This is a genomic window from Flavobacterium cerinum, from assembly GCF_024496085.1.
GTDB lineage: Bacteria > Bacteroidota > Bacteroidia > Flavobacteriales > Flavobacteriaceae > Flavobacterium > Flavobacterium cerinum_A.
Genome location: NZ_CP101751.1, coordinates 1,609,009 through 1,635,990 on the forward strand (window position 1 = coordinate 1,609,009; position 26,982 = coordinate 1,635,990).

Genomic DNA, 26,982 nt, shown 5'->3' on the forward strand with positions numbered 1-26,982 from the left:
AAAGTGAGTCAGCCCCTTTTCTTTTATATGAGAATGTAGCTTATTCCGAAAAAGGAATTATCAGTTTTTCATCCGTAAAATCTTTGCAAAACTCTTTTAAGGCGTTGATTTGTATTTTATTACGAATACTTCTTTGAATCAAAACATTGGTGTTTGCAATTGTTTGGTTGATATCCTGATTATAAACATCTTTAAACAAAAGGGTTACGGTTTTATTAGAGTTGCTTCTGTTTAAAATACGAATTAATAAGGAATTCCGCTCTCTACGGGCTGAGAAGGTATAGGTACTTTCAAAATCAGAAAAATCGATTGTGCTTTTATTACCGGACAAGGAATGTGTTTCAAAAACAATCAACGGTTTTTGCAGATTACACATATAACTTGGAATTAGGATAGTACCGGCACTGTGATTTAAAGCTATTGTCCATGCAAAATCTTTAAATTCACCAGGTATCGTGGTAACTTTGGTTTTTAAGTTGACCAGTAAGATGGCTTTTTTAGTACTTAATTTCAGGTATATCGTTCCCATGTTATTGATACAAACCACTTGATCGGCTACAACAAATTTGTTTTTGTACAACGTTTCAAATAAGTCGAAGTTAAAATAACGCGTGCGGTACCAGTGTCCGCTATTGATGCCTTCCTGATCTTGATTGTACTCTTTCCATTTCTCATAATCAACCTGAGTCACGACACCTTTTTTCAACTTATGATCATAGTAAAAGGAAAAGCCGTCCAGAGTAGAAAACTGCACATTGCTTACCGCATTATCATGTACTTTACAGCCACCAATGTGAATCAGTTGCAAGGCGAGTCCTTCTAAGGTCAACACCGGTTTTACTCCGCCGGTTAATGAAAAAGTAACGTTATTCAGATCCGCGAGTTTGTACTCTTCAAAATAAACGCGCTCCACCGATACATCCGTATTACCTGAAACAGGTGCCTGGATATACAGATTAATTATCTGACGGAACTCGGCACTACGGTTACTGATCTTATTCAAGATATACGTATTTCCTCCGCCTCTTCCGTATACACTTACCCGGGACATCCTACCTAAAACAAATACATTCGGTTTATTCGATTGTCCTTTGACCACAACTTCTCTATGCAATTCAAAATTAGACAACGAACATCGGACAATATTAAAATTGGAAACAGCTACTTTTATACAGTTTGAATAGCGGTCATTTCCCATATAAACAGGCTGATAACCGGTAATATCCAAATCGACATTTAAGTTGAGTTGTACCTGAGAAAGATCCAATGTATTATTTCCCGAACCGCCATCAAGGAGATATCGTCCTGTTTGTCCTAACACCACCACATTATTACCCGCTCCGGTAGTAATGTTAAACTGATAATTTGCATGTTGTTCTATAATATATGAAGCTTCCCTGGCATCCGACCAGTTCACAATATCCGGTGTAATAAAAGTGTTATCCAAACTGTTCCCGATAACGGTACAACTTGCTCCGTCCTGTTGAATAGAATTATAATTCGCCCGGGTATAGAAGGTTTCCCAATAACCACCGCTGGCTCTGCCGTTTCGGGAATCATAAAGCAACCAGTCGGAAATATATTCCACCTGAGTCATGAGTTGATAACGACTACCGTAGCCCAGTATAACCCTGTCAATCAATCCCCATCCGATATTAAACGGTGATCGAATCGGATCAAAAAATTCTTCTCTGGCAAAAGGCCCGATCGGACTCGTATAGCTATAACCGTAACCAATAGCATTTCTCACTTCTTGCGGGCTTTTCTCCGGATGATGACCATAACGGATCGCTGTATCGCAGGATTTGGTATAGGTTAACTGATGCGGATTTTTTCTATCATCGCTCAATACCAAACGGACATCACCACAAAGTTGGTTTTTAGACAGATCCGCCAAATTGCGATTTCGAGTGTTAGGCACCGGACTATAACTGCTGGCAATCTCCCGCAATCGATCCTGCCATTCGGTTAGTTTATAATACCGATCATGAGCATTGGCCAGATTCTGAACAATCGCTGTAACACCCATTCCTACTGCTCCGACAATAAGAGCCGGAATGGCTACTTCCGGAACCGCGAATGAAGCCAGGGTTAGTGCCGTTACAATAGAATCGGTAACCAGCTGACTAATAGCTACTGCACGAGCGGGACCCGAATCAGCACTATTCAAATACGTCACATCTTCATATAATCCCCAGACATTTAATCCGATTAACGGTAATTTTAAAAACATACTCACCGAAGTCAGCAGTTTTCCGATAGTTCCGCCTATTCGCACGGCCGTCTGTTCACACAAATTGGCTAAAGTACCTTCTATCGAAAATGAAAAGACCGTGCCGGATGCCGTTAGCGTATCACCGATAACCGTCATGGCGACAGTTCCCAGTATCGCATCGGCTAATTGTTTGCCGCCCAAAACAACCGATGCAATATCATATCCGCTACCATGACCGCTACGAAGTGCCGTAGCACCACGAATTAAACCCATAAGGCCAAGACCTGCTCCGCCCAATACAAGAGCCGATTCACTGCTTTCGCCCAAAGTAGCAATATGCTCACTCACGACATTTTCAAATTCTTTGCCATCCAGAGTAAGCGGGACTTCCTGACCGGTTTCTTTATGAACCAAAACCATTTTATACTGATGATCCGCTAGCTTTTCAACTTCTCCGGTTTTAAATCGGTATTCCTCCAGGTTGAGACCTAATTGATCCACCATGTTCTTTAACCTGATCGAAAAACGATCATACAGATCCGCAATCTGTTTGGATGATTCTAAGATCGTATAATGCAGCGGATCAATATGGTTGGTGGCTTTTCCGCCTGTAAGATCCGCGAGCGATACAATACCACCGTCGGTTTGCAGTTTTCCGATCTGTTTTAACGCCTCCAGTCGGTTAATTGTTGCAGTATCCGCTTCATGGTCGTAGATAAAACGAAGGAGTTTCTGACTATCAAAAGTCACTTGATCCCAAAAGTCGGCGGTGGCAAACGGTGTGTTCTCATCCATCGCAAAGCCTTTATATTTACCTCCCATGGCCACCAATTCGGTACGTTTAAAACCAATAGTACCGGATTTTACCGTTCCGTTTTCCCGATCTAATGCGCCAAGTCGGTCTACTGTTAGCTCAGCTCCTCCTTGTGAAAGGATACTCCTAAAATACCTTGCGTTTTCAAATGCCCATAAATCGGAGTTTGTATAGCCGGAGACATACACCGTAGTCGCATCCGTTAATCCGTAATAGGTACCCAATCCATGCTTTAGATCCAGATGAGCCCGGATAAAGGCACCCACTTTCTCTTGACTATCAAAACGAACATATCCGATATTGGAATCATAAAACGTATACAAATCGCCTTTACGACTTAAGGTCATCCCATGATTGGGCGTGGTCAGTAAATAACGAACTTCCCCTTCAAAGGTAAGGCTGCTTAACACGGTTTCAAGAGTAGCTAAGGTGGCACTTCCGGTATTTTGAAACACAGAGGTGCTTTCATTAAAAAAATTTTTATTGGCCGCTTTATTCAATTCCCGTAGTTGTCGGGAATATTCTGTATACAATTGAGCATCTGATTGTGACAACTGATTGCGGAACTGATCAACCTGAAGTCCCGATATTGCCGAAATATCCGAGGCAAAAATAGTAGCGCCATCCAGATAATCATCAGCCATTCCCTGAAGTAACGACAAGCTCAAACACAATCCTTCCGGATATTCATAGGAGGATAGCAATAAATCCTGAGGTAAAAACTGAATCGATTCCGCGGAATGCTCTTCTCCCAATTCATAAAACTGCATCGCCTTTCTGTCAAAAAAATCACGAAAACGTAAAACTTTTTCTAATTCTATAAAATCGCTAATTTCAGAATATTCAGGATTGAAAATGATATCTTCAATAGAGGAAGTATTGATTTGGGTATAAGAATGATCGTTAATCAGATAAGAAGTATATGCGGTATATTTGTTAGGATCATATTTTGAACTGGATATTAATTTATTATAGATCTCATTGTAATTTTGACTGAAATATTTATTTTGTATGGATTCTATAGCATGATTACCGGTTAGAATAAAATTGTTATAATTGTTTTGAGAATTAAATCGCGAGAGTCGATAATGATAAATAATATTTATTAGTTCATTTCCGGGACCATGACCGGAAGGGTCATCCTTTCCAAAATAGACCACACTTGTGTTTTCATTGCGGAATGCTCTAATACTGGCAGCTGTTATTTTTGTTGAAAGTTGTGGTAATATTTGTTCAATCTGACTGTTTATTTCCATTACACGGTATATGATTTGTTGTAATCCTATAGCATCGGCACGTGAGCTGATCATGTTTGTGGAAGGTCTTTGACTAGACATATTGATTTCAGAGGTATGTTTGACATAATCTTTAAAAATAGGATTATTTTCAATTGTCTTAAAGAATCCTTCAACCGGTAATTGCTGTAGGGCATCCCAAATGGCATTGATTTTTTGTTTGTCACCGAAAGTTGCAATGTTGTAATAATCATCAATAGGTTCAATATCGGATAATATTTTTTCTGTAGCGATACGCTGAATAATTGCGTTGATTACATTCGATTTGTCGTCACATATTGAAATGTTTATTGATCGTCCTCTTGTTAGATTTCGAGTTGTCGTTGTATGTAAATCAATAATATTAGTTATAGCGCTATTAAATTGAGGTAATGCCGCAGTTTCCAGTACATTTCCGCCTTCCGCTTTTAAAACCATTAAGGAGAAGATGTTAAATGCTGCCCGTTTATCCATTCGTAAGAGCATTTCCCGATTGTAATAACGTGCTAAATCCGGATTTGTATCCAAAATTTCCAGAACATTTCGCGGAGTAAAATTCGAGTACTTTTGAGAAAGCTCAGTTTTTAGATTATCTAAAAATTCCAAGTAGTTATTTCTTTTGTTATTATATTTCTCTAAAAAAAGAGGAGAAGTTTTTAATTGTTCCCGCATAAAACGTATTCGTAGGTTATCCCATTCTACACGAGGTTGATTTTTAATAAGATTATAGGCCTGATCCTGAAGAGGAATGATGATAGGAGGAATCAGTGACTTAAATTCATCGTAAATAGGCCGGTTTTGAACTAGCAATATCGAAAATTGATTTTCCAATTCAGAAATTTGATTCCTTAATTCAACTGTTTGATTCTCTGTCTGTTGCTCTTGTAATTCCTCTATTTGTTTTTCTAAATTATTAAGATTTTTAATTATTGCAATACGTTCCGGGTATCGTACTTTCCAATTTTCGATTAATTGATCGGTAGCATTTAGGTATAATTCGGCGAATAATTCATGAACGAGAATATTGTGTTCGTCTAACCAAAAAAATATTTCTGAAGGAGTCTTTTTTCTACTTTGAGTAATACACCACGCTTCAATATTCGTTTGATCATGAGCTGTAAAAGTTATTGCAATATTGACTAAATGGAATATGTCTTCCAGATTAGGCCCCTGAGTTCCGTAAGAGAGGATATTGTTGCCTACATTTAGACTTATGTTTTCCAGTTTCTGAAAAAAAGATTGTTTTCCTCGAGGAATATTGTCCAGTAATGTAGTAATAGGCTCGAGTGATAATTCATATATAGAAGTTAAATTATCGGCTATGATAAGAAGCAGATGAAGTCCGGTTTCCCCCATTCGTTCATGATCGGTAAGATTGTGATACGTGTCTATATTTTCTTTTAAGTAATTGAAAATACCGCTATTGAAATAGGTTTCAAGCTCCTCTCTGGATTCCGGAGTTATAGCAATTTCTAAAATTGGATTTATAAAGTCATCCCATGTAGTAATGGGTGGTGGTAATGGTGGTGGTAATGGCATAAAATTTAATTTTTAAGTTAATAATTAATTATTCTAGAATAGAAATGAACATGTTCCGGATTTATAGGTCTGTTTTTAAAGAGGGAAAAGCAGATTAATTTTGTTAAAAAAGAATATGTTTTATAAAAGTTTGATACCTAACTTTGATAGTAATAAAAGCTAGTTTTGCTCTTCTGATCGGGGAAATATGCTCTTTTTAGGAGCTCTTTTTTAATTGTTTACCAGATTTGAATGAGAGATAAATCCGGTAGTTTTTTCAGGGAATAATTAGATAACGATAGGGAGAATTTTAGGTTATGAGGTGTTTTAACCGAATTCAAATTCATTTTAAAATTAATCTAATTTAATAATGGTTATCACTTTTCGAATGGAATTGGCCTGATCATAAAATAATTTGTCTTTTCTATGATAGTCGGTTTTTAGGGTTCCTGTTTTTTGATTTTTATGACATTAATACAGATCGAAAGGTTACAGGGTGTATGATGTTCAATGAAGATCAAAATTCAATCACAAGGGAAAGCGAAGGATGGTAAAAGTGGCTGTTGATGGCGTGTTATTGGGTGGGAGAAAAAAATAGAAAACGATAAAAGTTGATTAACTTTATGTAGTGGTAAAAATAACTATTTATCAATGCAATACTTGTTAATCAATAATATATGCCAAAATGAAAGTCGTAAGTTACATTCCAATCAGAAACTGGGCAACCGCAGATAAACCCAGAGAAAAACTAATCGAGAAAGGAAAAACAATCTTAAGCGATACCGAATTATTAACTATTTTAATAGGTTCCGGAAGCCCAAGAGAAAGTGCTTTGGATCTGTCTAAAAAAATCCTGGGCAGTTTAGATAATAATTTAAATGCCTTAGGGAAATTATCCATTAAACAGTTAATGTCCTTTAAAGGTATAGGAGAAGCAAAAGCCGTTACAATAGTAGCCGCCTTGGAATTGGGTAAACGGAGGAAAATAGAATCGAATCACGACAATGTTGAATTTATACTTTCCAGTAAGGCCGTTTTTACAATCATGAATCCGATTATAGGGGAATTGGAACACGAAGAGTTTTGGATTCTGCTTTTAAATAATTCCAATAAAGTAGTGTGTAAATATCAGATCAGTAAAGGAGGGTTGGTAGCTACTGTTGTCGATCCGAGATTAATTTTTAAAACAGCACTTGAATATAATGCAACTGGGGTAATTTTATGCCATAATCATCCTTCGGGCTCTTTAAAACCAAGTGAATCCGATCGAAATATTACATCGAAACTTAAAGAAGCAGGAGATTGCCTGGATATTAAAATTTTAGACCATGTTATTATAACGGAGAACGATTATCTTAGTTTTTTAGACGAAGGATTACTGTAAATCGTTACATATAGGGCAGATGCCGGTTATCAAAATCTGCTGTTCCTCAACAGTATAGCCGGACGGTAGATTTATTTTAATTGCAATGGAATCAATACAGGTGATTTTTCTACATTTTTGGCAACTGAAATGAACATGTTCATGATTGTGGAGCGATTGGTCTTTTGACTCACATTCCTTACAAAGTGCATATTGAATAACGCCGTCCCAATTGGTGATTTTGTGAATCCGTCCTTCATCTACAAGGCGATCGAGTGCTCTGTATATCGTAACCCTGTCACATGTGTCGCCAAAATGATTTTGAAAATCTTTATGAGCTAAAGCTGTATTACACATGGTCAATAATTCCAGAATTACTGTTTTCGTGTTTGAATTACGCGTTCTTTTAATCTTTTTTTCGATCATTTGAATTGCTCATTATTATAGGTTAATTGCAACCTAAGAGGTTGAATACAAAAATATAAAAAATGAAATAAACCGTTTACGACCGGAAAAGAGTATAAGCGAAATATTTTCAGATTGAATGATCGTCTTATAACAATGATAACCACCTTTTTCGTTATAATATTCATAATAAAAAGAGTGGACAATATTTTTTTGCTAATTTTGATCGAGTCATTAAAATAGCGCTTTAAATAAGGGCTATTTTTCTTTTTAAGAAAGCTCTTTTTATCTGTATACTAAAAGCATTTGAAATGATTATTACAAAAAATATTACTTTTTCATATGGAAAAGGGACTTCTTTCACGTTTCCCGATATCCATTGTTCCGATGGAGAAACAATACTGATAACCGGTGGATCCGGAAAAGGGAAAACAACATTGTTACATCTTTTAGGAGGACTCTTACGACCTCAGGAAGGCGAAATTCTAATTAATAATACAGATATTAAAACGTTGTCTGAAAAGAAATTGGATCATTTCAGAGGTAAAAATATCGGTTTGGTTTTACAGCAATCTCATTTTATTGCATCGTTTTCGGTTTTGGAAAATGTAATACTGGCTTCCTGGCTTGCTACGGGCAAGCATCTTACGGAAAAAGCAAAATTACTATTGGAGCATCTGGATCTGAAAGATCATATTCATAAATTGCCGACTCAGCTTAGTATCGGTCAGCAACAACGAGTTTCTATTGCAAGAGCATTGATCAATGAACCAAAAGTGTTATTGGCAGATGAACCGACATCGAGTCTGGATGACGAAAATGCTTTTAAAGTAGCGGATTTGCTGGATAATCTGGCTAAAGAATATCGATCGGCTTTGGTAATCGTTACACATGATTCCCGATTAAAGCAACGTTTTACCAATCAAATCGCCTTATCATGATCACAAAATTAGCTTGGAAAAATACTTGGTTTAAGCCATTAAATACAACATTAAGTATTATTTTGTTAACGGCGAGTGTGGCTATTATTACGGTTTTGATCTTGCTACAAAAACAATTTGAAGAGAAATTTTCCAGTAACGCAGATGGTATCGATCTGGTTTTAGGGGCGCAGGGAAGTCCGTTACAATTGATATTGTCTTCGGTGTATCAGGTGGATGCGCCTACAGGTAATATTGATTATCAGGAAGCGCATAAGTGGATGACGAATCCGTTTGTAAAAACAGCTATACCACTAGCTTTCGGAGATAATTACCACGGTTTTAAAATCGTAGGTACGACTGTGAATTTTATTGAACACTATGAGGCAATATTACGAACCGGCCGACCTTTTTCTGATAATTTTGAAGTAGTAATAGGTAGTGCGGTGGCAAAAAAAATGAATCTGAAAACCGGAGATAAATTTTTTGGTTCTCATGGTGATGCTGAAGAAGGTGAGGTGCACGAAGAGCATGCGTATCATGTGGTAGGAGTGTTGTCGGAAACCGGAAAAGTGATCGATAATCTGATTCTTTCCGATATTCCGAGCGTTTGGGCCATGCATGATTCACATGAACATGGAGAAGGCGAAATGCACGATCACGATCACGAAGGACATGACCATGATCATTCGGAGGCACATGAGCATCATCACGAAGAAGAAGGGCAAAATCTGGAAGGAAAAGAGATTACAGCCGTTTTCTTAAAATTCAGAAATAAAATGGGTATTGTAACCTGGCCGAGGATGATACCGCAAAATACCAAAATGCAGGCGGCCTCACCGGCTATCGAAATCAACCGACTTTTTACGCTGTTTGGCGTTGGACTTCAGGCATTGCAATATCTGGCTTATGGTATTATGCTGATATCAGGAATCAGTATTTTTATTGCGCTATACAATACACTGAAAGAAAGAAAATATGAATTTGCATTACTTCGGGTTAACGGAGCCACACGATTTCAGTTGTTGTATCTGGTTGTTGTGGAGAGTTTGATTTTATGTGTTCTGGGATTTCTTTTTGGTACTATTGTTGGTAGAATTGCGCTGATGTATATCTCGGGATCTTCCGAAGATGAATTTAAAATGACGTTTAACCCTTTTGAGTTTGTTTGGGAAAAAGAGGGATTTTTATTTTTACTAACTATATTTGTTGGAATTTTAGCCGCTGTTATTCCGGCGGTTAAGGCTTACCGACTTAATATTTCAAAAACTTTAGCTAATGCGTAAAAAATCAATATTATTAATAGCCCTGGCGGCGATATTACTGGTTCTGGAATATTTTTATACACCGGATAAAAAACAAAGTAATACAACATTTCCAACTGCTAAAGTTGAACAAGCCGGATTTATTCATTTTAACGGTAATGATAAAAATACGCTGATTCTGAGTAATCCGGATACGTTGAGCTGGAAATTACTTGGAGACATTAAATATGTGAAAAAACAGCATAAAACTTATGGAGAAGTGATGTTTCCACAGGTGAACGCTAAATTAAAATTAACCAATAAAAAACGTATTGTGATGAGCGGATTTATTATTCCGATCGATAACAAATCCTATGCGTTGAGTAAAAATGTATTTGCATCGTGCTTCTTTTGCGGTAAATCCGGTCCGGAAACCATTATGGGGTTAAAATTTAAAGGAGATACGCCGAAATTAAAAACAGATCAATATGTTACTGTGGAAGGTGATTTCCGATACAATGATACTGATGTGGAAGATTGGGTTTACCATGTAGATAATGTAGTAATCGTTAAAGGAGCTAAATAGATTAAAAGAATGAAGTTTACGAATAAAACCGATATTTTTTTCGACCTGGATCATACGCTATGGGATTTCGAGAAAAATTCAGCCTTAGCTTTTGATGCCATTTTTAAGAAACATGCAATGGCTATTTCGTTAGAAAATTTTCTGGAATACTATATACCGGTAAATTTTAAGTATTGGAAATTGTATCAGGAGGAAAAAATAACACAACAAGAATTACGTTATTCCCGTTTTAAAGAAGTTTTCGATTTATTGGATTATCCGATCGATGATGAACAGATTAACTTTTTAGCACAGGAATATATCCATTATCTACCAACGTTTAACCATCTGTTTGAAGGTGCGATTGAAATTTTAGATTATTTAAAATCAAAGTACAATCTGCATATTATTACAAATGGATTTCATGAAGTACAGGAAGGGAAACTGCGCAATGCTAATATTGCTCATTATTTTATAACGGTTACTAATTCAGAAAAAGCAGGTGTTAAAAAGCCGAACCCGATAATTTTTGAGTACGCATTAGATATTGCAAAAGCCGAAAAAGATAAAAGTATCATGATAGGAGATAGTATGGAAGCCGATATTCAAGGGGCTTTAAATGTAGGTCTTGATGCTATATTTTTTAGCGAATCGGATTATGGAGATGCTTTAAAAGTACCGCAGATACGCCATTTATTGGAACTAAAAAAAATACTTTAAATAGTTAAACCGAACAAAATGAGAAAAACAGGTCTAATGTTGTCAGTTATATTGTTTACTGCAACAGCGTTTTCACAAAGTCTTACGGATTATAAATATGTAGTGGTTCCGGCCAAATTCTCTTTTTTTAAACAAGCCAATAAGTATAATCTGAACGCTTTAACAAAAATGGTTTTTGAAAGGAAAGGTTATACCGTATTATACGATACAGATGTTGTGCCGGATGATCTGGCTCGGGATCGCTGTAAAGCATTGTATGCTAATTTAGTGGAAGATAATACAGTGTTTAGTACCAAAATTAAACTGGAACTGACAGATTGTAAAAATCAAACAGTATTCATTTCGAATGAAGGCTCCAGCAGAATAAAAGAATTGGAGCAAGCTTATATTCAGGCATTTCGTGTTGTCGGAAAATCAGTGGAAGAAACTTTACAGGTAGCCAAACCAATCCCAACTCCTTCCATACCGCCTACTACAAGTGTCGTGAAAACAACACCGGCAACCCCGAATAATCCCGAAACGGTAAAAGCACCGGAAGTACCGCCAACACCAATTTCCGGTCAGTTGTTTGCCCAACCTATTACTAATGGTTATCAATTAGTAGACAGTACTCCGAAAATAGTTTTAAAAATATTTAAAACCAGTAATCCGGAACTGTTTACCGCCAAAAATGATACCGCTGAAGGCGTGTTGATCAAAAAAAATAACGGATGGGTATTCGAATACTATTATAACGATAAACTAGTATCAGAGAAACTGGATATCAAGTTTTAGTATTTGTATTTATCTTTCCAACGATTCTTTAAAAATTCCCGGGTACCATTCTCCCGGGAATTATTTCCCGGTTCATAGAATACCGTATGTTGCAGTTCATCCGGAAGAAATTCCTGCTCTACAAAATTATTGGTGTAATCATGAGCATATTTATATTCGTCGCCATACCCTAATTCTTTCATTAATTTGGTAGGCGCATTACGCAAATGTAGCGGAACCGGCAAATCTCCGGTTTGTTTTACCAATTGTTGTGCTTTTCCAATGGCCATATAGCTGGCATTGCTTTTGGGTGATGTTGCCAGATAAATAGCACACTGACTTAAGATAATTCGGCTTTCCGGATAACCAATAGTAGTTACAGCCTGAAAAGTATTGTTCGCCATAATTAAAGCGGTCGGGTTGGCATTGCCAATGTCTTCCGATGCCAGAATCAGCATACGTCGTGCAATAAATTTTACATCTTCACCGCCTTCAATCATTCGCGCCAGCCAATATACGGCACCATTCGGATCACTACCTCGAATGGATTTTATAAATGCCGAAACGATATCATAATGTTGCTCACCGGTTTTGTCATATAATACCGTGTTTTTTTGAACAAGCTGCATGACCTTTTCATTGGTGATCTCAATTGTATCTCCTTCTGATGCATTGATGACCAGTTCGAAAATATTCAGCAATTTACGACCGTCTCCACCGGATAACCGCAATAAAGCTTCCGTTTCCTGTAAGTGAATATTTTTTGATTTTAAAATAGTATCTTTTTCCAGTGCTCTGTGTAGTAAAGCTTCCAAATCTTCTTTAGAAAAGGCATTTAGGATATAAACCTGACATCTTGACAATAAAGCGGGAATAACCTCAAAACTCGGATTATCTGTCGTAGCACCTATTAATGTGACCCAGCCTTTTTCAACGGCAGCCAATAATGAATCCTGTTGCGACTTACTAAAACGATGGATCTCGTCAATAAATAATATAGGATTACGAGCTGTAAATAAACCGCCGCTTTGTTTGGCTTTGTCGATTACCTCGCGTATATCTTTAACTCCGGAATTAATCGCACTTAAAACATAAAACGGGCGTTTGCTTTCCTGAGCCATGATTTGAGCTAAGGTCGTTTTTCCGGTTCCGGGCGGTCCCCATAAAATTAAAGAAGGGATAATGCCACGTGCAATCTGGTTCGTTAAAGAACCTTGTTCTCCAACCAAATGTAACTGACTAATATATTCGGATAAGTGTTGCGGGCGTATGCGTTCTGCTAATGGTGCTTCCATGTTGTAAAATTACAAAAAAGTAACTCCGGAACATAAACGCTATTCAATTTTGAAAGAAAGACTGACAAAAAAGCACGAAATTCTTTTTGGTGATGTTTTTGATGTTTCTCCGACAAATAAATGATATGAAAGAAATAGACTTTAAATTTTCACCTTCCGTACTGGCCTGGCCACTGTACTTTGTGTTGGTGCTCTGGCTGGTCTTTTGGGTCGAGGTCAAGTTTAAAATAAGCCTTTCTGATTATGGGATTTATCCGAGAACGCTATCCGGTTTAAAAGGAATTATTTTCAGTCCTTTTCTACATGGTGACATCAAACATTTGTATAATAATTCGATACCATTAGTAATGTTGGTGGCTGCTTTACGATATTTTTATCGGAAGCAGGCATTGGAAGTCATTATTCTCGGAATTCTGCTTTCAGGATTCGGGACCTGGTTAATCGGGAGGGAGAGCTATCATATCGGAGCCAGCGGTTTGATTTATGTTTTGGTTAGTTTTATTTTTTTTAAGGGGATACAAACAAAATATTATCGATTAGTTGCTTTATCATTGACAATTATTGTATTGTATGGCGGAATGATTTGGTATGTCTTTCCAAGTCCGGAAGAAAATATATCCTGGGAGGGACATTTAGCCGGATTTATTACCGGTTACTTATTGTCGTTCTTTATGAAAACACCCGAATATCAAAAGCCGATTCGTTATGAATGGGAACGCCCGGATTTTGATCCGTCACAGGATCCGTTTATGAAACATTTTGATGAAAACGGCAACTTTGTCAACTTACCGAAAGAAGAAGTTCCGGAAAAAAATGAAGCGGATCAATTTTTTGAGAATTATTTTAAATCGGATATGCCGGTCTATTACCGGATTATTTACAAACAGGATTCCGATGATAAGCCAACAGATGAAACACAAAAAAAGGATTAAGTAATTTTACTTAATCCTTTTTTATTATTGTTAAGGGATATATTAACCTCTTTGGCGAACGGTTTCATATAAAAAAGCACCGCAAGCAACCGAAACATTCAATGATGAGATAGTTCCGAACATCGGTAATTTTGCTTTTTCATCTACAATTTTAAGGACAGACGGATTTACACCTTTATCCTCGCTACCCATTATAATTGCCACAGGCTGATTAAGATCGATGTCATATAAAAGATTTTCTGTCTTTTCTGTTGCGGCTACTGTTTTTACACCGGAACCTTGCAGGTAAAAAATGGCATCTTTAATATGATCTACTTTGCAGATGGGAACATTAAATACGGCACCGGCCGAAGTCTTTACAGTATCACCGTTTACAGGAGCTGAACCTTGTTTCTGAATAATAATACCATCAACACCGGTACACTCGGCTGTTCTGATAATAGCGCCGAAATTTCGGGCATCAGACAACTGATCTAAAATAAGGAAAAGCGGATTTTTTTTGTTTTCCATTACCGATTCTATAAGCGTTTCCAGATTATAAAAAGAAACCGGTGCTATACTGGCAACAGCACCCTGATGATTATTTGATGTTAATCGGTTCAGTTTTTCAATTGGAACATATGAGAAATTGATACTGTTTTTTTTCAATGTTTTCATTAGTTCCTGCATAAGATCGCCTTGAGCCTCTTTCTGAATAAAAACTTTGTCGATTTCTTTTCCTGCGTTTACGGCTTCAATAACTGCTCTGATACCGAAAATTAGATGTTCTTTTTCCATAACGGCAAAGATAGAAAAAACATCAGATAAATCAGGATACTGCTTTGTAAACGAAATTAAATAAAGAGATTACCTAGTTCGTATCCCATATTAACTTTGTCTCTAAAGTATCACCACCTATATTTTGCGCAGCTGCCCGACAGTTTTCCGGATTCAGATCATATTGATTCACCGGATAGGGTAGTCGCGCAGGTAGTTCTGTCAACGGAACTAAAGGGGTAAAGGTATAGGTCAAACTACCGCCAATCGGATTGATCAAAGTTCCGGTTCCTTCCGGTTTAATCAGGATATTTGGAAAACCGGTTCTTCTCCATTCTGCCCAGGCTTCGTAAGGTTGCATAAATAAAGCAATATATTTTTGAGTCATTACAGTTGCTTCATTAGCATTTGGTAAATCACTAATGTAAGAGTTTATAGTAGCCTGTGGAATATTCCATTTCGTCATCGAGGCACGTACTCCTTTTTCATAGTGATTCTGATTCCAGCCATTTATTTCCGATAATATAAATTCTACTTCAGCATATTCCATTAGATATTCGGTATAGTCGGGTTTTAAAATAGCGTGAGATAATAGCGATACACTATTTACCTGACTAGTCGTTTGACCGGAAGTAAGACCATATGGCATGCCTTGATACTGAGTTAGATCATCGGTTTCCGTATATTGCTTATTGAGGATGTTAAATTTCGAGGTTCCAACCGGAGCTATCATTTTTTGTAATCTGGGATCAACAGCGAACGGACCGGTCTGACCTTTTAAAAGATCAATAAATGTTTTTGATGCTGTGTAATCTGTTCTGTTGTCTATAAAAAAGGCAACATAAGTTGGTGCCGGATTAACGCTATTAGCTTCGAATGTAACTCCAACACTGTCATCGGCAGATTCCATTACTCCGGAAACTATTGCTTCCTGTATGTGTGTATTAGCACCCGGAATAACGTGTTTCACTCTATTGGCAATTCGTAAGCGTAATGAATTCCCGAATCGTTTTAACTTTTCGGCACTACCGAAGTAATTATCCTGATTATCATAAAAAAGCTTGTCATTTGAATCAATAGATTCGACCGCTTCTTTCAGTTCTTTCAATAAATCGGTATAAATTTTCTCCTGAGAAGCAAATTTAGGAGTGGGATTATCTTTGTTTAATGCTTCAAAATCGGGATCGTCACTGCCAAAAGAGTAATAAGGTATATCACCGTAGACGTCAACCAGTTTATTAAAAATGTAAGCTAACATGATACGGGAAGCTGCAATCTGATTGGCTTGATTGCCATAAGCAGTCATCTCTGAAGCGGTTTCCGGAGCGGTGTTGAGATCGAGCACTGATTTAAAATTCTGAGCCTGTAGATAATATATGTTAAATAAAGCACTATTGGTTGTTTCTCTAAAAGCAAAACGGTCTTCATCCGTGTAGTTTAGCTGTGCAGAATATTGTATCCATGGTAATGCTAATCTTGCCGATCCGCTCATGCTTCTAGGGTAGGTGATAACAGCTCTCATAGCATTGTTAAACAAACCCGGTGTGGTAACCTTACCGGGTGCATTAGGATTCGTATTAATTTCGTCGAATCGATCAGTACAACTAAAGAAAGTTGTAGTTACTATTGTTAGTAAAGCTGCGAATAATGGTATCTTTTTTAATTTGTTTTTCATAATGTAATAACTTGAGTAAATCAGATTTTAATTTCTATGTTTAGGCCGTAAGATCGTGTAGAAGGAAGTGATCCGCTTTCAAGTCCCTGAATGTTTCCACTTGAATAGCTTGCATTTTCGGGGTCAAGTCCGTTCCATTTCAGACCCCAGGCGAAAATATTTCGGGCAAAAGCTGAAAAAGTTATCTGATTGACCTTTTTTGAGATGACTTTGCCGGGTAGACGGTAGTTTAAAGTGATTTCTCTCATTTTGATATAACTGGCATCAAAGACATTTTGAGCATCTACCCCTTTGGAATGTAATCGGGCCCATCTATAAGCAGAAATAACCTTAGTGTTTGGAGTTCCGTCTTCCTGAACACCTTCCAGAACAATTCCGTTTTCCCGGATGCCATTGGCAGCAGTTTCTTCAAAAAGACCGGAATAATGACCGTATACATGGGTAACGGAATGATAAGTACCTCCTTTTTGAATGTCAATTAAAAATCCGACATTAAGTCTTTTGTAGTTAAAAGAGTTTCGGATGCCTATATTGTAATCCGGTAGAATAGAACCTAATGCTTTTCGTTCGCCTATTTTATAGGTTCCGTCTGCAAGAATTATTTTATTACCATTTGCGTCATATGCAAAATCAGTTCCGTATATCTGACCGTATTTTTCACCTACAGTAGCTAATAATCCTATTCCTCCTATGGAAGAAGTAGCTAGCTGTTGTGACTTGGTGTCTTTGTATAAAGAAAGTAATCGGTTGTCGTTTTTTGAAAAGTTACCAATAATGTCCCATGTGAAATCATTAGATTTTACCGGAGTTAAAGAAAGAGATACTTCAATACCTCTGTTACGCATTTTACCGGAATTGATATATTTAGAGTAAAAACCGGTTGCAGATGTTACTTGTAAGGATGTAATAAGGTCTCTGGTGGTGTCTTCATAAAGAGCAATGTCAAAACCTAGACGACTATTTAAAAAGCGGGCTTCAAGACCTATTTCCTTACTGATTTTGGTTTCAGGAGTTAGGTTGGGATTGTTTACAATTGTATTGTTGCTGTAAGAAGGAACATTTTGGAACGGCTTCAAAATACGATAATAATTCTCTATAGAATATGGGCTTGCTCCGTTACTGACTTGTGCCCATCCGCTTCTGATTTTTCCATACGATAACCACGGAGTTGATTTTAGTAATTCGGAAAAAACAAAGCTACCGGTTACGGAAGGATAATTTGCCGGTTGATTAATCGTAGAAAACCAATCCTTTCTATTTGTCGCTTCCAGATATAACATATTAGCGTATCCCAATGATAACATAAGATAAGCACTGTTAATTCTTACTTCAGAAAATGCGTTAGAAGAGGTGGAAAGGTTTTTTGAGTTGGAAAGATTATATAGATTAGGAATGATTAGCCCGCCGGAAGTACTGCCGGATAAGGAATGATGATTGGTATTTCTGCGGTTCACTCCTATAAAGGAGTTGAAACTAAAGTTATTCCAACGTTTGTCGAAATGTAGCCTTCCTTCATAGTTTATTTCTGAAAATCGTTTTGTAGATTCTCCGTAACGTGAAATGTCTTGTGAATAAACCGCTTTTCTGTTTTGGATTAAAAAGTTATACTGGTCGCCGTATATATTTCCGATAGCATACAGATTTTTCGAAAAATTGTATTTAAGCTTGATACTTCCGATATAGCGATTACGTTGATCATTGGATGTGTTTTCATTGATGGTCCAATATGGATTGTCCGTATAAAGTGGAGTAGCATCAGACCAGGATGTTCGGTTCCATGTACGTTGTCTCCCGTTGGCTAGCTTATAATTTTTTAAGTTATCAAAATCCAGTTGTCTTTGACCCCATTGGAAAAATGAGGAAGCAACAGAATTACCGTATCCTTGTTCAGGTCTGTTAAAACCATTGGTACTGGTGTATGTTAGCATTCCGTCGAATCGCAACTTTTCATGAAGTAAAGCACCTCCGTTAATTGAAAATGAATTTTTCTTCAAACTGGAATTAGGAACAATACCGGTTGTATATTGATTGGATAATGAAACCCTTATGTTGTTTGTTTTAGTGCTGTGACTCAAGGATAAATTTGTAGTTGAAGTATAACCTGTATTAAAAAAAGAAGTAACATCTTTTTTAGGTGCTACCCAAGGTCGGGTAACTAAATAATCGTTTGCAAACTCCGGATCAAATGCACTCCATGGCAAATATCTGAGGTTAGGGTCGTATCTCGGTCCCCAGCTTTCGTCTGTTCGATAATCGGCAAGATTGTAGAGTTGCCCGTTGATTGTAGCAGTTGGTAGTTGGTTGGATGCGCCACCTCCGTATTCTCGTTGTAATTTAGGCATGATGTAAATATTCTCCAATGTCATTCCGGTTTTAAAAGAAATTTCAGATCTTCCTTTTTGACCGGATTTTGTAGTGTACATGATGACACCGTTTGCAGCTCTGGAACCATACAAAGCAGCAGCCGGCCCTCCTTTTAGAACTGAGACGGATTCGATGTCGTCCGGATTGATATCAGCAGAAGCATCACCATAATCTCTTCCTCCTGAAGAGCTGCTATAATTGTTGTTATTCATGGGAATGCCGTCAATGACAATAAGGGGGCGATTGTCTCGTGTTACTGAGCCTACTCCTCTAATCACGATTCTGGAAGAACCTCCCATGGATGAAGGTGCGGTTACCTGTACACCGGCAATGTTTCCGGACAATGCACTGATTGCATTGGTTTGGCCCGACCGGTTAATAACATCACCTTTTATTTCCTGTACGGAATACCCCACGGCCTTCTTTTCTCTTTTAATACCTAATGCGGTAACAACAATATCTTTCATTTGGGATGCCTCCGTTTCCAATACTATATTGAGTGTTGTGGAGACTACCTTGATTTCCTGTGTTTTCATCCCAATAAAAGAGAATGTCAGAATAGTTCCTTGTGGCACTTTTATAGAATAATTACCATTAATATCGGATTGAGTTCCGTTAGTAGTTCCTTTTTCAATAATGCTTACTCCCGGTATAGGAAAGCTGTTTAAATCTGTAATTCTGCCACTGACTTTTTGCTCTTGTGAAAACAAGGACTTAAAGGTTAACAGAAAGAGTAATGTGATAGTAAACGATATTCTCATAAATCGACTTTTTTTAAGTTACTGTTGCCAATTTAGAGTTTGTGATTGTGGTAGCCAATAAAACAGGATTGAGGTGAAATGATTGGTTTATTGTTTGTTTTGTGTGTGTTTGTGTGTGTTTGTGTGCGTATTTTGTATTTTTTTGTTGATGATAATTTAATGTTTGTGTTAAAAATGTTTTTTGAATTGTGTGTGCTTTTTTTGTTTCAAGTAGTTTTGAGTGTTATTAAGTAGCTTTTGAGTATTCTTAAGGATAAGGAGGCAAGTTTGTAGTGTATGGGATATTACGATAAGGTTGTCTTTTTGGAAAATAAAAAAAACCATCACAGAAAAGCTGTGATGGTTTTTCAATAAATAACTCAAATAAAGAACTAAGTTTTTCTAATTTACATCCCAGAATACTTTGCTGGTCAGTTTATCACCTCCTATAGCGGCTGATGCACTAACCCAGTTGGCATTATTAACTGTTTGCTCGTTTACTGGATATGTCATACGTTTTGGCACTTGTCCTTCGGCAGCTGTAACAGCATTTGTCGGAGCGACAAGATTCGGGAAGTCAAGTCTTCTATAACTCGTCCAGGCTTCGAAACCTCTATTGAAGAATGCGATCCAGGCCTGTCGGCCAATTTTTTCTTTATAAGTACCGGAAGCTGTTGCATAGTTAACACTTGGATTGGCCAGATAGGTAGTTGCATCACCTGCGGAAAGTCCCCAACTAAGAAACGAAGCTGTAATAGCATTTTGATAATAAGTGTCTGCCGTACCACCAACTGAATAACCTCTGGCGGCTGCCTCGGCTAAATAGAAATTAACTTCTGAAGCCTCCATTAAATAACTTGGGAAGTTATCTGCTTTTAAAGTGTTTCCAATCGGAGAGAAATTTTGGTATACGTTTGCAGCACCGTTAATTCCTCCGATATAGTTTCCGTTTTTAAGTTCAAAGTACACTGTTCTGCGCTGATCTCCCAAAGTATTCATTTCATCAACAATGGTTTTTGAAGCAACAAAATCGTTACGGTTACTGGCAACTAAATTAGCATAAATAGGATTGTACATCGGAGCGGCACCCGGATATGCAAATTTTGCATTATCACCATTATTTAAAATAACTCCGGCGTTAAAAGCATCTTGTATTGTTGATTGCGCCAAAGAGGAATTAACATCAGCAAGATTGATCGCAAGTTTTACTTTCAATGAATTAGCAAACGTTTTCCATTTGGTAACGTCACCTTCATAAATAAAATCACCGGTACTGAATGATATCTCAGAAGTATCCAGATTTGCAATGGCTGCATTTAGTCGGGTAATTAAAGCTGGGTATATGTCTAAATCATTGTCATATTTCGGCAAAACGATAGCAGCTTGTAATGATTCGGAATAGGGGATATCACCAAATGAATCTACCAGAATCTGGAACGTGTATACCTGAAGGATTTCAATAACTGCTTTTTTGTTTTTTTGCTGGATTTCCCATTGTGCCGTAGGTATTGTAGCCGGTTTTACTTCGGTGTCAATTACTTGTTTGGCTGTTTCCAGATTACCTAAAACGGTTCTGTATAAAGCATTCCAGTGGTTATTCGAAACATTTCGGGTTCTTAAATCATATCTTGATTCTTCCGGATATTGCGTAGCAGCCCAAAACTGAGAGAAAAAGCGGAAAGGATTTAAGTTAACACTTGGAGTTGTCATCTGATCGACCAACGCTTTTTGAGCATTCGTGAAAAGATTTTCCGCAGGAACGTCATATGACTTGTCTTTGTCATAATTGTAGGTTGAATCATCACTAATACATCCAACAGTAAGTAATGATACAAGTATCGAGGTATAAAATATCTTTTTCATCTTAGAAACTTGCTTTAATATTTAATGAATATACTCTTGTAGTTGGCATCACCCCGGATTGATATCCTTGTATGTTACCTGATGATGTACCGGCTTCCGGATCAGCATATGGAACGTTTTTGTCGATAATCCATAAGTTATTTCCAAGAAGACTTAATGATAGTGATTTGAAAAATGTTCTTTCAAGAAGTTTTGTATTGAAATTATAGGATAATCCAACTTCTCTCAGCTTAACATAAGAAGCATCATAAACAAATGCTCTTGCCGGAGCTGATTGTGTTCCAAAGGCAGATCCTACGTAGTTCGCTTCAATTCGTGTTGTATTCGGTGTTCCGTCTGCATAAACGCCTTCTAAAATAACACCACCACCATTTGCAATTGAATTACGAACCGGATTGCCCAGATCATTAAGACCGGCAGTTTCCGGATAAATACCGCTATATAGACCATAGGCCATGTCTAAGGAATATAAGTCACCGCCATGTTTTACATCGATAAGGAAATTCAAGGATACATTTTTATAGGTGAATCGGTTGGAAACTCCTCCGATCCAGTCGGCCTGAATATTACCAATTACTTTATTACTTGCCGTTAAATAGTATCCGTCACTGTCTACTACTTTGTTTCCATTGGCATCATATACGAAATCTGTTCCTCTAAGTGTACCGTATGGTTCTCCAACGGTAGCATTTAAACTTACACCACTTTGGAAAGTCGCTAACTGTAAGTTGTCTCTTCCCTGATTTAAGGAAACTACCTCATTTTTGTTTTTTGACCAGTTAACAGCAATCTGCCATTCAAAGTCTTGTGTTTTAATTGGTGACCCAAATACAGAAGCTTCGATACCTCTGTTACGCATTTCACCGGCGTTGATTCGCGATGTTGCATAACTGGTTGATGTAGATTGCGGTACGTTGTAAATCTGATCTGTTGTGTTACTCTGATATAAGGAAACATCAAAGTTTAAACGATTTTTAAACATAGCAGCTTCAATACCAAACTCCCAGCTTTTTAGCTTTTCTGCTTTTAAAGAGTTGAAGTCGGAATAAACTGTTCCGTTTGAAAACATCAGATTACCGCCAATGATTCCGTTATTTACTTTTGATCCGATTAATCCCGGCGTAGGGTCATTACCAACAACAGCATAGTTTCCTCTAAGTTTTAAATTGTTCAACCATGTTGCATTGATGAATTCTGAGGCGATTAAACTGGCACCAACGGAATAATAGTTGTATTTGTTGTTGTTTGTCGGTAATGCCGTTGACTGATCTCTTCGGAAGGAACCTTCAACAAAAATGGTTCTCTTGTAATCGAAAGATGCCTGTGCATATAGACCTAATTTCTGATAATCGATTTCGCTTTCAATTGGAGCTACAAACGATTTTGAGTTGGCCAATGTATAAAGATTCGGTGCTACTAATCCTCCGATAGTTGAACTTTCAAAAGAGTCGGCATTTGACTTGATGAACGTTGAACCGGCTAATAATTTTCCGGAGTAGTTATCACCCATGTTGAAATTATAAGTGGCAATGAAATCATAGGTTTGTTGAGTGAAATTTCGGGTATACAGGTTATATCCGGAAGTTTCATCAAGGTTTTGGATTCCGAATTCTTCCGCGTGGCTACCGATAGCTTTTCGTATTTCCTGACGGTCAAAAGAGTTATCAACGGTTACACGTGCCAAAACGTTTACATTTCGAACTACGTCGGCTGTAATAGATGCACCAGTAAGGAAACGCGTTCTTCTGTCGCTTGAATAGTTTTCATATCGGTCCCAATATGGATTGTTCCAATAGGCCGGAGAAAAATCACCATCAACGGGACCGTTCATATTCCAGGTAGAGTTTGTCATGTTTCTGAAATACGATTCTCTTAATTCTGCGATGTCAACATTCGTTGGCCACCATTGTCTGAATCCTGTGATGATGTTGTCGTTATATCCAATACTGTTACGACCTGTAGTATTTTGGTTAACATAGGTAAAGAAAGCCGTGGTTTTGATTTTATCATTCAGGTCACGACCGAAATTACCATTGATAATATTACGATTCAGAATACTGTTTGGTAGAATACCGGTTTCATTGTTGTTGGTATAGCTGAAGTTGTAGGTGCTCTTCTCGTCACCACCGTTGATGTTAATACTATTTACGGTACTGAAAGAGTTTTTAAAGAAACTACCTGGGTCATTTGCGCCGGCTACCCATGGTGTTGGTTTGCCAAAATTGGGATTTCCCTGGTCGAATGCACTCCATTGATAAACCATTAAACTTGGATTAAAAGCATTACCATAAGAGGCATCTGCCGTCATGTCTAATAGTAAGTCGGGTATACCGTCGCCGTTAACATCAGTTGTAATGAAGCTGTCATTGGCTCCGGAATAACCACCTGCTCCGTATCCTTTTTGATATTTAGCAAACGTTTTTTTGTCGTATGAACCGATAGAGGTAGTCGAGCTGATGCTAACTCCCAAAGCATTATTCTTTTTACCTTTTTTAGTGGTGATCATAATCGCACCATTAGCAGCCTGGCTACCATATAATGCAGTTGCAGCGGCCCCTTTTAAAACGGTAATGGATTCAATGTTGTTCGGGTCGATATCCGAAGCGGAGTTACCGAAGTCAAAACCTCTTCTTCCGCTTTGCGTATAATCTGAATTTAAGTTGGAGTTACTAACAGGAACACCATCAACAACCATTAAAGCCTGGTTGTTCCCGGTTAAACTTTTTGATCCTCTTAATACAATGTTTGTTGAACCTCCAAAATTTGAGTTAGTTTTTACTTCCAAACCGGAAACTTTTCCGGATAAATTGTTTAGGAAATTGGTTGTTGGTGAGGAATTTACGGTTCTGTCATCTAATTTTTGAGAAGAATATCCTAAAGATTTTTTATCTCTTGAGATACCTAAAGCTGTTACAACAACACCTTCCAGTACTTTGGCTTCATCTTCCAATTTTACATTTAACACAGTAGTGCTGGCTTTTGCTTCTTGGGTTCTCATGCCAATGAAGGTATATACCAGAGTTGCTGTCGGACCGACTTTGATTTTGTAATTACCGTCAAAATCGGTTTGGGTTCCGTTTGAAGTTCCCTTTTCTACTACGCTAACGCCTGGTAGTGGCAATCCGTTCGAGTCAGTCACCTTACCGGAAACGTTTCTTTCCTGTGCAATCAGATTTTGCACTAATAACACTAAAAAAAGTGTTAAAAAAGATTTGAATTTTACTCTCATTTTGGTTTTTAATTACGGTTATGCAATCAAATTTCTTAAAAAAATCATAACAAACCAAGTAAAGTGTAAAAAAAATGCTAAAATCTTGCTTTCTCGTTAGTGTGAATTATTTTATAAAAAAGTCATATTTCGTTATTTTTCGGGCGCTAACAGCGATTTTTTATGTTAAAATAGGAGTTGTTTGTTAGTAATTTAAATTAATGCTTGTTTTGTGTGAATTGATGTGTTTCCTTGTGATTTTATGCTATAAATGAATGAATTCTGTTATAGGGGAAACAAGGAGTTGGGGCTAATATGGGTGAGGTTGCAAGAAGGGATTCGTAATGTAGATTGGATTACGAGTTGTTTTTGTTGTGTCTTTTATGAGGCTGATTGCGTTGAAACGTGTGGTTCGTTTGTGGTGTGTTGGTGCTTTTGGAGGTAAAAAAAGCCTGACTTTGTAATTGGAATTATTTAACCGGTTGCGATGATGGTTGGTGTATGTTAAATAAATGAAATACGAATTGTTTTAAAAGTGTGAGAAAGCTAGAATCGTGCTTTTACACTAATGTGGATTATTGAATTTGAAAGCTGTATTTCGTTGTTTTTTGAACTTCCGTTAGCGTAAATTATGTTGAAAAGTCCGGTCTTTGTTAATAATCCGAAACCAAAGCCTAGTCCGAGTAAATTGTCTCGCATATTTGTGATTTTGTCTTCGAAATAAGCAAAATCAGTTATGGAATAAACGTAGATATTCGAGGCTAATATGTAGCGATATTCGAAAAGTAGTCCGGAATATAAATTGGCTTGCAGACTATTTTCGTTAAATCCTCTTATGGAATTGATTCCGCCGAAACGGTACAGTTCGTTTATGATGTAGTGATCGCTTTGGAGGTAGAAAGCTTGGCTTCGCAAGTTGAAAATATTGCGCCTGTTGAGGTAAATGTTGTGTGAAGCATTGAGCTGGATGAAATACTGATCGCTGCTTTCTATTTTTGATTTTCGACTACCGATACCGGATTTTAAGAAAAAACTGGTTTTTTCAGGAAATAAGAGATCTTCCGGATTGTAATGCGTGTATTCATAGGCTCCGGTTGTAAAAGAATTGTTGTAGTTGCTTAAAGTATTGGAATTGGCTTTTTGGATATCAACGGATTCTGTTTGCTGATAGCCTAAGAATACTTTTGAATTGTAATTGAAATAATAACCGAGGTTGATGTCGGATGAGGTGTTCTGGAAAGTACTGTCTTGTTTGAATATTTTTAGATTTCCTTTAAGGCCAAGCGGGCTTTTGAATAAATAGGGAAGTTCAGTACCTATAGTAAAGGTAGTCTGTTCTTTTCCGTCGTTTTTCCAGTAGAGGTTGAATTTTTCACCGGAATTCAGAATATTGTTTAATAATAAGTCAAGATAACCGTTGAATTTTACTGATCCGTTATCGTCGTTTGAAAAGCCGACAAATCCGTCAAAGCGATTCGGTTTGGCTTTTTCGAGATATACATAGACTTTGGTACTGTCGGTTGTGAATAGGATTTCAGGATATTTGATCTGATTGACAAACGGTAGAGCGTTGAAATTGCTGTGAATTTGTTTAAGATTGTCCTGATTGAAAATTCTTTTTCGATTTTGGCGTACAATGTTTCGGCGTATGCCTTCAGGGAATTTTGAGTATCCGGCAATGATGATATCATCAAGAATACGCTTCTTTTCGGAATCGATTTTTAGTTCAGCGTAAAGTTCGTTGTGAAGTTTTTTATGATTGGTTAGTTGAATGCTGCTTAAAGAGTATCCTTTTTTTTCGAGTAGCTGAATGTTGGTGTTCATGAAATCTTCTACATCGGAGAGGTTAATGAGGATGGTGTCATTTTTTATATTGAGTAATTCCCGAATGGAGGAAGCGGTTTTTCCTGTATATATATGTATGCGATTGGTTTTCTTTCCAATGTTGTAATGGAAGGTAAAAGTGCTGTCGTTGCTCTTTTTTTGCTCGGTAAGGTTGTTTTCTAAATAGCCGATTTTTAGAAGTTTGCTTGAAAAAGAGGTGCTTTCTTCTAAAATTGACTTCGTGTTGGAATGTTTGGTTTGGTAGCCGATACTGTCAATCACGGCGTTTTGTGAAGGGGTGTCTCCTTCGATTTTTAAATAAAGGTTCTGTGCCTTTCCTTGTGAGGAAAGAAGCAGGAAAAAGAGGAATAAAAATAGCTTTTTCAAAGACTAAATTGTTTTGGTAAAAATAACGTAAAATTTACAAAAAAGTATGTTGAAGTTATTTGTGGATTAATGTGGTTGAAAATTAATGTTTTATGATTTGATTTGTTGAAAATAATTTATACATTTGCAACCCCGTAAAAAGCGGGA

At 37.3% G+C, this 26,982-nt stretch carries 16 protein-coding genes; 7 read left to right on the forward strand and 9 right to left on the reverse strand.

Annotated elements, in window-relative coordinates; translation table 11 throughout:
- Nucleotides 1-40: 40 nt before the first annotated feature.
- Nucleotides 41-5,842 carry a TcdA/TcdB catalytic glycosyltransferase domain-containing protein gene (locus tag NOX80_RS07040; protein ID WP_256552601.1) on the reverse strand — a complete coding sequence of 1,934 codons (5,802 nt, stop codon included), beginning with the start codon at nucleotides 5,840-5,842 and terminating at the stop codon, nucleotides 41-43.
- Between the two features lie 664 nt (nucleotides 5,843-6,506).
- Between NOX80_RS07040 and radC the strand changes: the two genes are divergently transcribed.
- Nucleotides 6,507-7,205: a RadC family protein gene (radC, locus tag NOX80_RS07045; RefSeq protein WP_256552602.1), complete on the forward strand. Its 699-nt coding sequence runs from the start codon at nucleotides 6,507-6,509 to the stop codon at nucleotides 7,203-7,205.
- Here the strand turns inward: radC and NOX80_RS07050 are convergent.
- Nucleotides 7,197-7,610, reverse strand: a complete 414-nt coding sequence (locus tag NOX80_RS07050; protein ID WP_256552603.1) for a Fur family transcriptional regulator — start codon at nucleotides 7,608-7,610, stop codon at nucleotides 7,197-7,199. The two genes, radC and NOX80_RS07050, sit on opposite strands and share 9 nt — an antisense overlap.
- A 290-nt stretch (nucleotides 7,611-7,900) precedes the next feature.
- Here NOX80_RS07050 and NOX80_RS07055 point away from each other — a divergent pair, with 290 nt between their 5' ends.
- The 5 genes from NOX80_RS07055 to NOX80_RS07075 are packed head-to-tail and all read left to right on the forward strand — an operon-like array spanning nucleotide 7,901 to nucleotide 11,812.
- On the forward strand, nucleotides 7,901-8,530 hold the full coding sequence (locus NOX80_RS07055; protein ID WP_256552604.1) for an ABC transporter ATP-binding protein: 630 nt from the start codon (nucleotides 7,901-7,903) through the stop codon (nucleotides 8,528-8,530).
- Nucleotides 8,527-9,795, forward strand: a complete 1,269-nt coding sequence (locus tag NOX80_RS07060; protein ID WP_256552605.1) for an ABC transporter permease — start codon at nucleotides 8,527-8,529, stop codon at nucleotides 9,793-9,795. The genes NOX80_RS07055 and NOX80_RS07060 overlap by 4 nt, the downstream gene beginning before the upstream one ends.
- Nucleotides 9,788-10,339, forward strand: a complete 552-nt coding sequence (locus NOX80_RS07065; protein ID WP_256552606.1) for a hypothetical protein — start codon at nucleotides 9,788-9,790, stop codon at nucleotides 10,337-10,339. Before NOX80_RS07060 ends, NOX80_RS07065 begins: the two co-directional genes overlap by 8 nt.
- Nucleotides 10,340-10,348: 9 nt before the next feature.
- Nucleotides 10,349-11,038 (forward strand): YjjG family noncanonical pyrimidine nucleotidase, encoded by a 690-nt coding sequence (locus NOX80_RS07070; RefSeq protein ID WP_256552607.1) that lies wholly within the window; start codon nucleotides 10,349-10,351, stop codon nucleotides 11,036-11,038.
- A gap of 18 nt (nucleotides 11,039-11,056) precedes the next feature.
- Nucleotides 11,057-11,812: a hypothetical protein gene (locus tag NOX80_RS07075; RefSeq protein ID WP_256552608.1), complete on the forward strand. Its 756-nt coding sequence runs from the start codon at nucleotides 11,057-11,059 to the stop codon at nucleotides 11,810-11,812.
- Here the strand turns inward: NOX80_RS07075 and NOX80_RS07080 are convergent.
- Nucleotides 11,809-13,086, reverse strand: a complete 1,278-nt coding sequence (locus NOX80_RS07080; RefSeq protein WP_256552609.1) for a replication-associated recombination protein A — start codon at nucleotides 13,084-13,086, stop codon at nucleotides 11,809-11,811. The genes NOX80_RS07075 and NOX80_RS07080 overlap by 4 nt on opposite strands.
- A gap of 125 nt (nucleotides 13,087-13,211) precedes the next feature.
- Here NOX80_RS07080 and NOX80_RS07085 point away from each other — a divergent pair, with 125 nt between their 5' ends.
- Nucleotides 13,212-14,018, forward strand: coding sequence for a rhomboid family intramembrane serine protease (locus NOX80_RS07085; RefSeq protein ID WP_256552610.1), 807 nt, complete (start codon nucleotides 13,212-13,214; stop codon nucleotides 14,016-14,018).
- A 42-nt stretch (nucleotides 14,019-14,060) separates the two neighbouring features.
- On the opposite strand, the gene rlmB is transcribed toward NOX80_RS07085, so the two are convergent.
- The 6 genes from rlmB to NOX80_RS07115 all read right to left on the reverse strand — a co-directional run bounded on the left by rlmB (nucleotide 14,061) and on the right by NOX80_RS07115 (nucleotide 26,835).
- Nucleotides 14,061-14,795, reverse strand: coding sequence for a 23S rRNA (guanosine(2251)-2'-O)-methyltransferase RlmB (rlmB, locus tag NOX80_RS07090; RefSeq protein ID WP_256552611.1), 735 nt, complete (start codon nucleotides 14,793-14,795; stop codon nucleotides 14,061-14,063).
- A gap of 73 nt (nucleotides 14,796-14,868) precedes the next feature.
- Entirely contained in the window at nucleotides 14,869-16,449 is a 1,581-nt protein-coding gene (locus NOX80_RS07095; RefSeq protein WP_256552612.1) for a SusD/RagB family nutrient-binding outer membrane lipoprotein, read from the reverse strand.
- Nucleotides 16,450-16,469: 20 nt separating this feature from the next.
- On the reverse strand, nucleotides 16,470-19,574 hold the full coding sequence (locus NOX80_RS07100; protein ID WP_256552613.1) for a SusC/RagA family TonB-linked outer membrane protein: 3,105 nt from the start codon (nucleotides 19,572-19,574) through the stop codon (nucleotides 16,470-16,472).
- Between the two features lie 381 nt (nucleotides 19,575-19,955).
- Complete coding sequence (locus tag NOX80_RS07105) at nucleotides 19,956-21,416, reverse strand: SusD/RagB family nutrient-binding outer membrane lipoprotein (protein WP_256552614.1); 1,461 nt, start codon at nucleotides 21,414-21,416, stop codon at nucleotides 19,956-19,958.
- A gap of 1 nt (nucleotide 21,417) precedes the next feature.
- Nucleotides 21,418-24,645, reverse strand: a complete 3,228-nt coding sequence (locus NOX80_RS07110; protein ID WP_256552615.1) for a SusC/RagA family TonB-linked outer membrane protein — start codon at nucleotides 24,643-24,645, stop codon at nucleotides 21,418-21,420.
- Between the two features lie 525 nt (nucleotides 24,646-25,170).
- Complete coding sequence (locus NOX80_RS07115; RefSeq protein WP_256552616.1) at nucleotides 25,171-26,835, reverse strand: hypothetical protein; 1,665 nt, start codon at nucleotides 26,833-26,835, stop codon at nucleotides 25,171-25,173.
- Nucleotides 26,836-26,982: the final 147 nt, after the last annotated feature.

What these genes read in the sequence shown, in the direction of transcription:
- NOX80_RS07100 (WP_256552613.1), bottom strand. Translation starts at nt 19,574, where the DNA reads ATGAGAATATCGTTTACTATCACATTACTCTTTCTGTTAACCTTTAAG.
- NOX80_RS07050 (WP_256552603.1), bottom strand. Translation starts at nt 7,610, where the DNA reads ATGATCGAAAAAAAGATTAAAAGAACGCGTAATTCAAACACGAAAACA.
- NOX80_RS07070 (WP_256552607.1), top strand. Translation starts at nt 10,349, where the DNA reads ATGAAGTTTACGAATAAAACCGATATTTTTTTCGACCTGGATCATACG.
- NOX80_RS07095 (WP_256552612.1), bottom strand. Translation starts at nt 16,449, where the DNA reads ATGAAAAACAAATTAAAAAAGATACCATTATTCGCAGCTTTACTAACA.
- NOX80_RS07040 (WP_256552601.1), bottom strand. Translation starts at nt 5,842, where the DNA reads ATGCCATTACCACCACCATTACCACCACCCATTACTACATGGGATGAC.
- NOX80_RS07065 (WP_256552606.1), top strand. Translation starts at nt 9,788, where the DNA reads ATGCGTAAAAAATCAATATTATTAATAGCCCTGGCGGCGATATTACTG.
- NOX80_RS07110 (WP_256552615.1), bottom strand. Translation starts at nt 24,645, where the DNA reads ATGAGAGTAAAATTCAAATCTTTTTTAACACTTTTTTTAGTGTTATTA.
- NOX80_RS07105 (WP_256552614.1), bottom strand. Translation starts at nt 21,416, where the DNA reads ATGAAAAAGATATTTTATACCTCGATACTTGTATCATTACTTACTGTT.
- NOX80_RS07075 (WP_256552608.1), top strand. Translation starts at nt 11,057, where the DNA reads ATGAGAAAAACAGGTCTAATGTTGTCAGTTATATTGTTTACTGCAACA.
- radC (WP_256552602.1), top strand. Translation starts at nt 6,507, where the DNA reads ATGAAAGTCGTAAGTTACATTCCAATCAGAAACTGGGCAACCGCAGAT.
- NOX80_RS07060 (WP_256552605.1), top strand. Translation starts at nt 8,527, where the DNA reads ATGATCACAAAATTAGCTTGGAAAAATACTTGGTTTAAGCCATTAAAT.
- NOX80_RS07080 (WP_256552609.1), bottom strand. Translation starts at nt 13,086, where the DNA reads ATGGAAGCACCATTAGCAGAACGCATACGCCCGCAACACTTATCCGAA.
- rlmB (WP_256552611.1), bottom strand. Translation starts at nt 14,795, where the DNA reads ATGGAAAAAGAACATCTAATTTTCGGTATCAGAGCAGTTATTGAAGCC.
- NOX80_RS07085 (WP_256552610.1), top strand. Translation starts at nt 13,212, where the DNA reads ATGAAAGAAATAGACTTTAAATTTTCACCTTCCGTACTGGCCTGGCCA.
- NOX80_RS07055 (WP_256552604.1), top strand. Translation starts at nt 7,901, where the DNA reads ATGATTATTACAAAAAATATTACTTTTTCATATGGAAAAGGGACTTCT.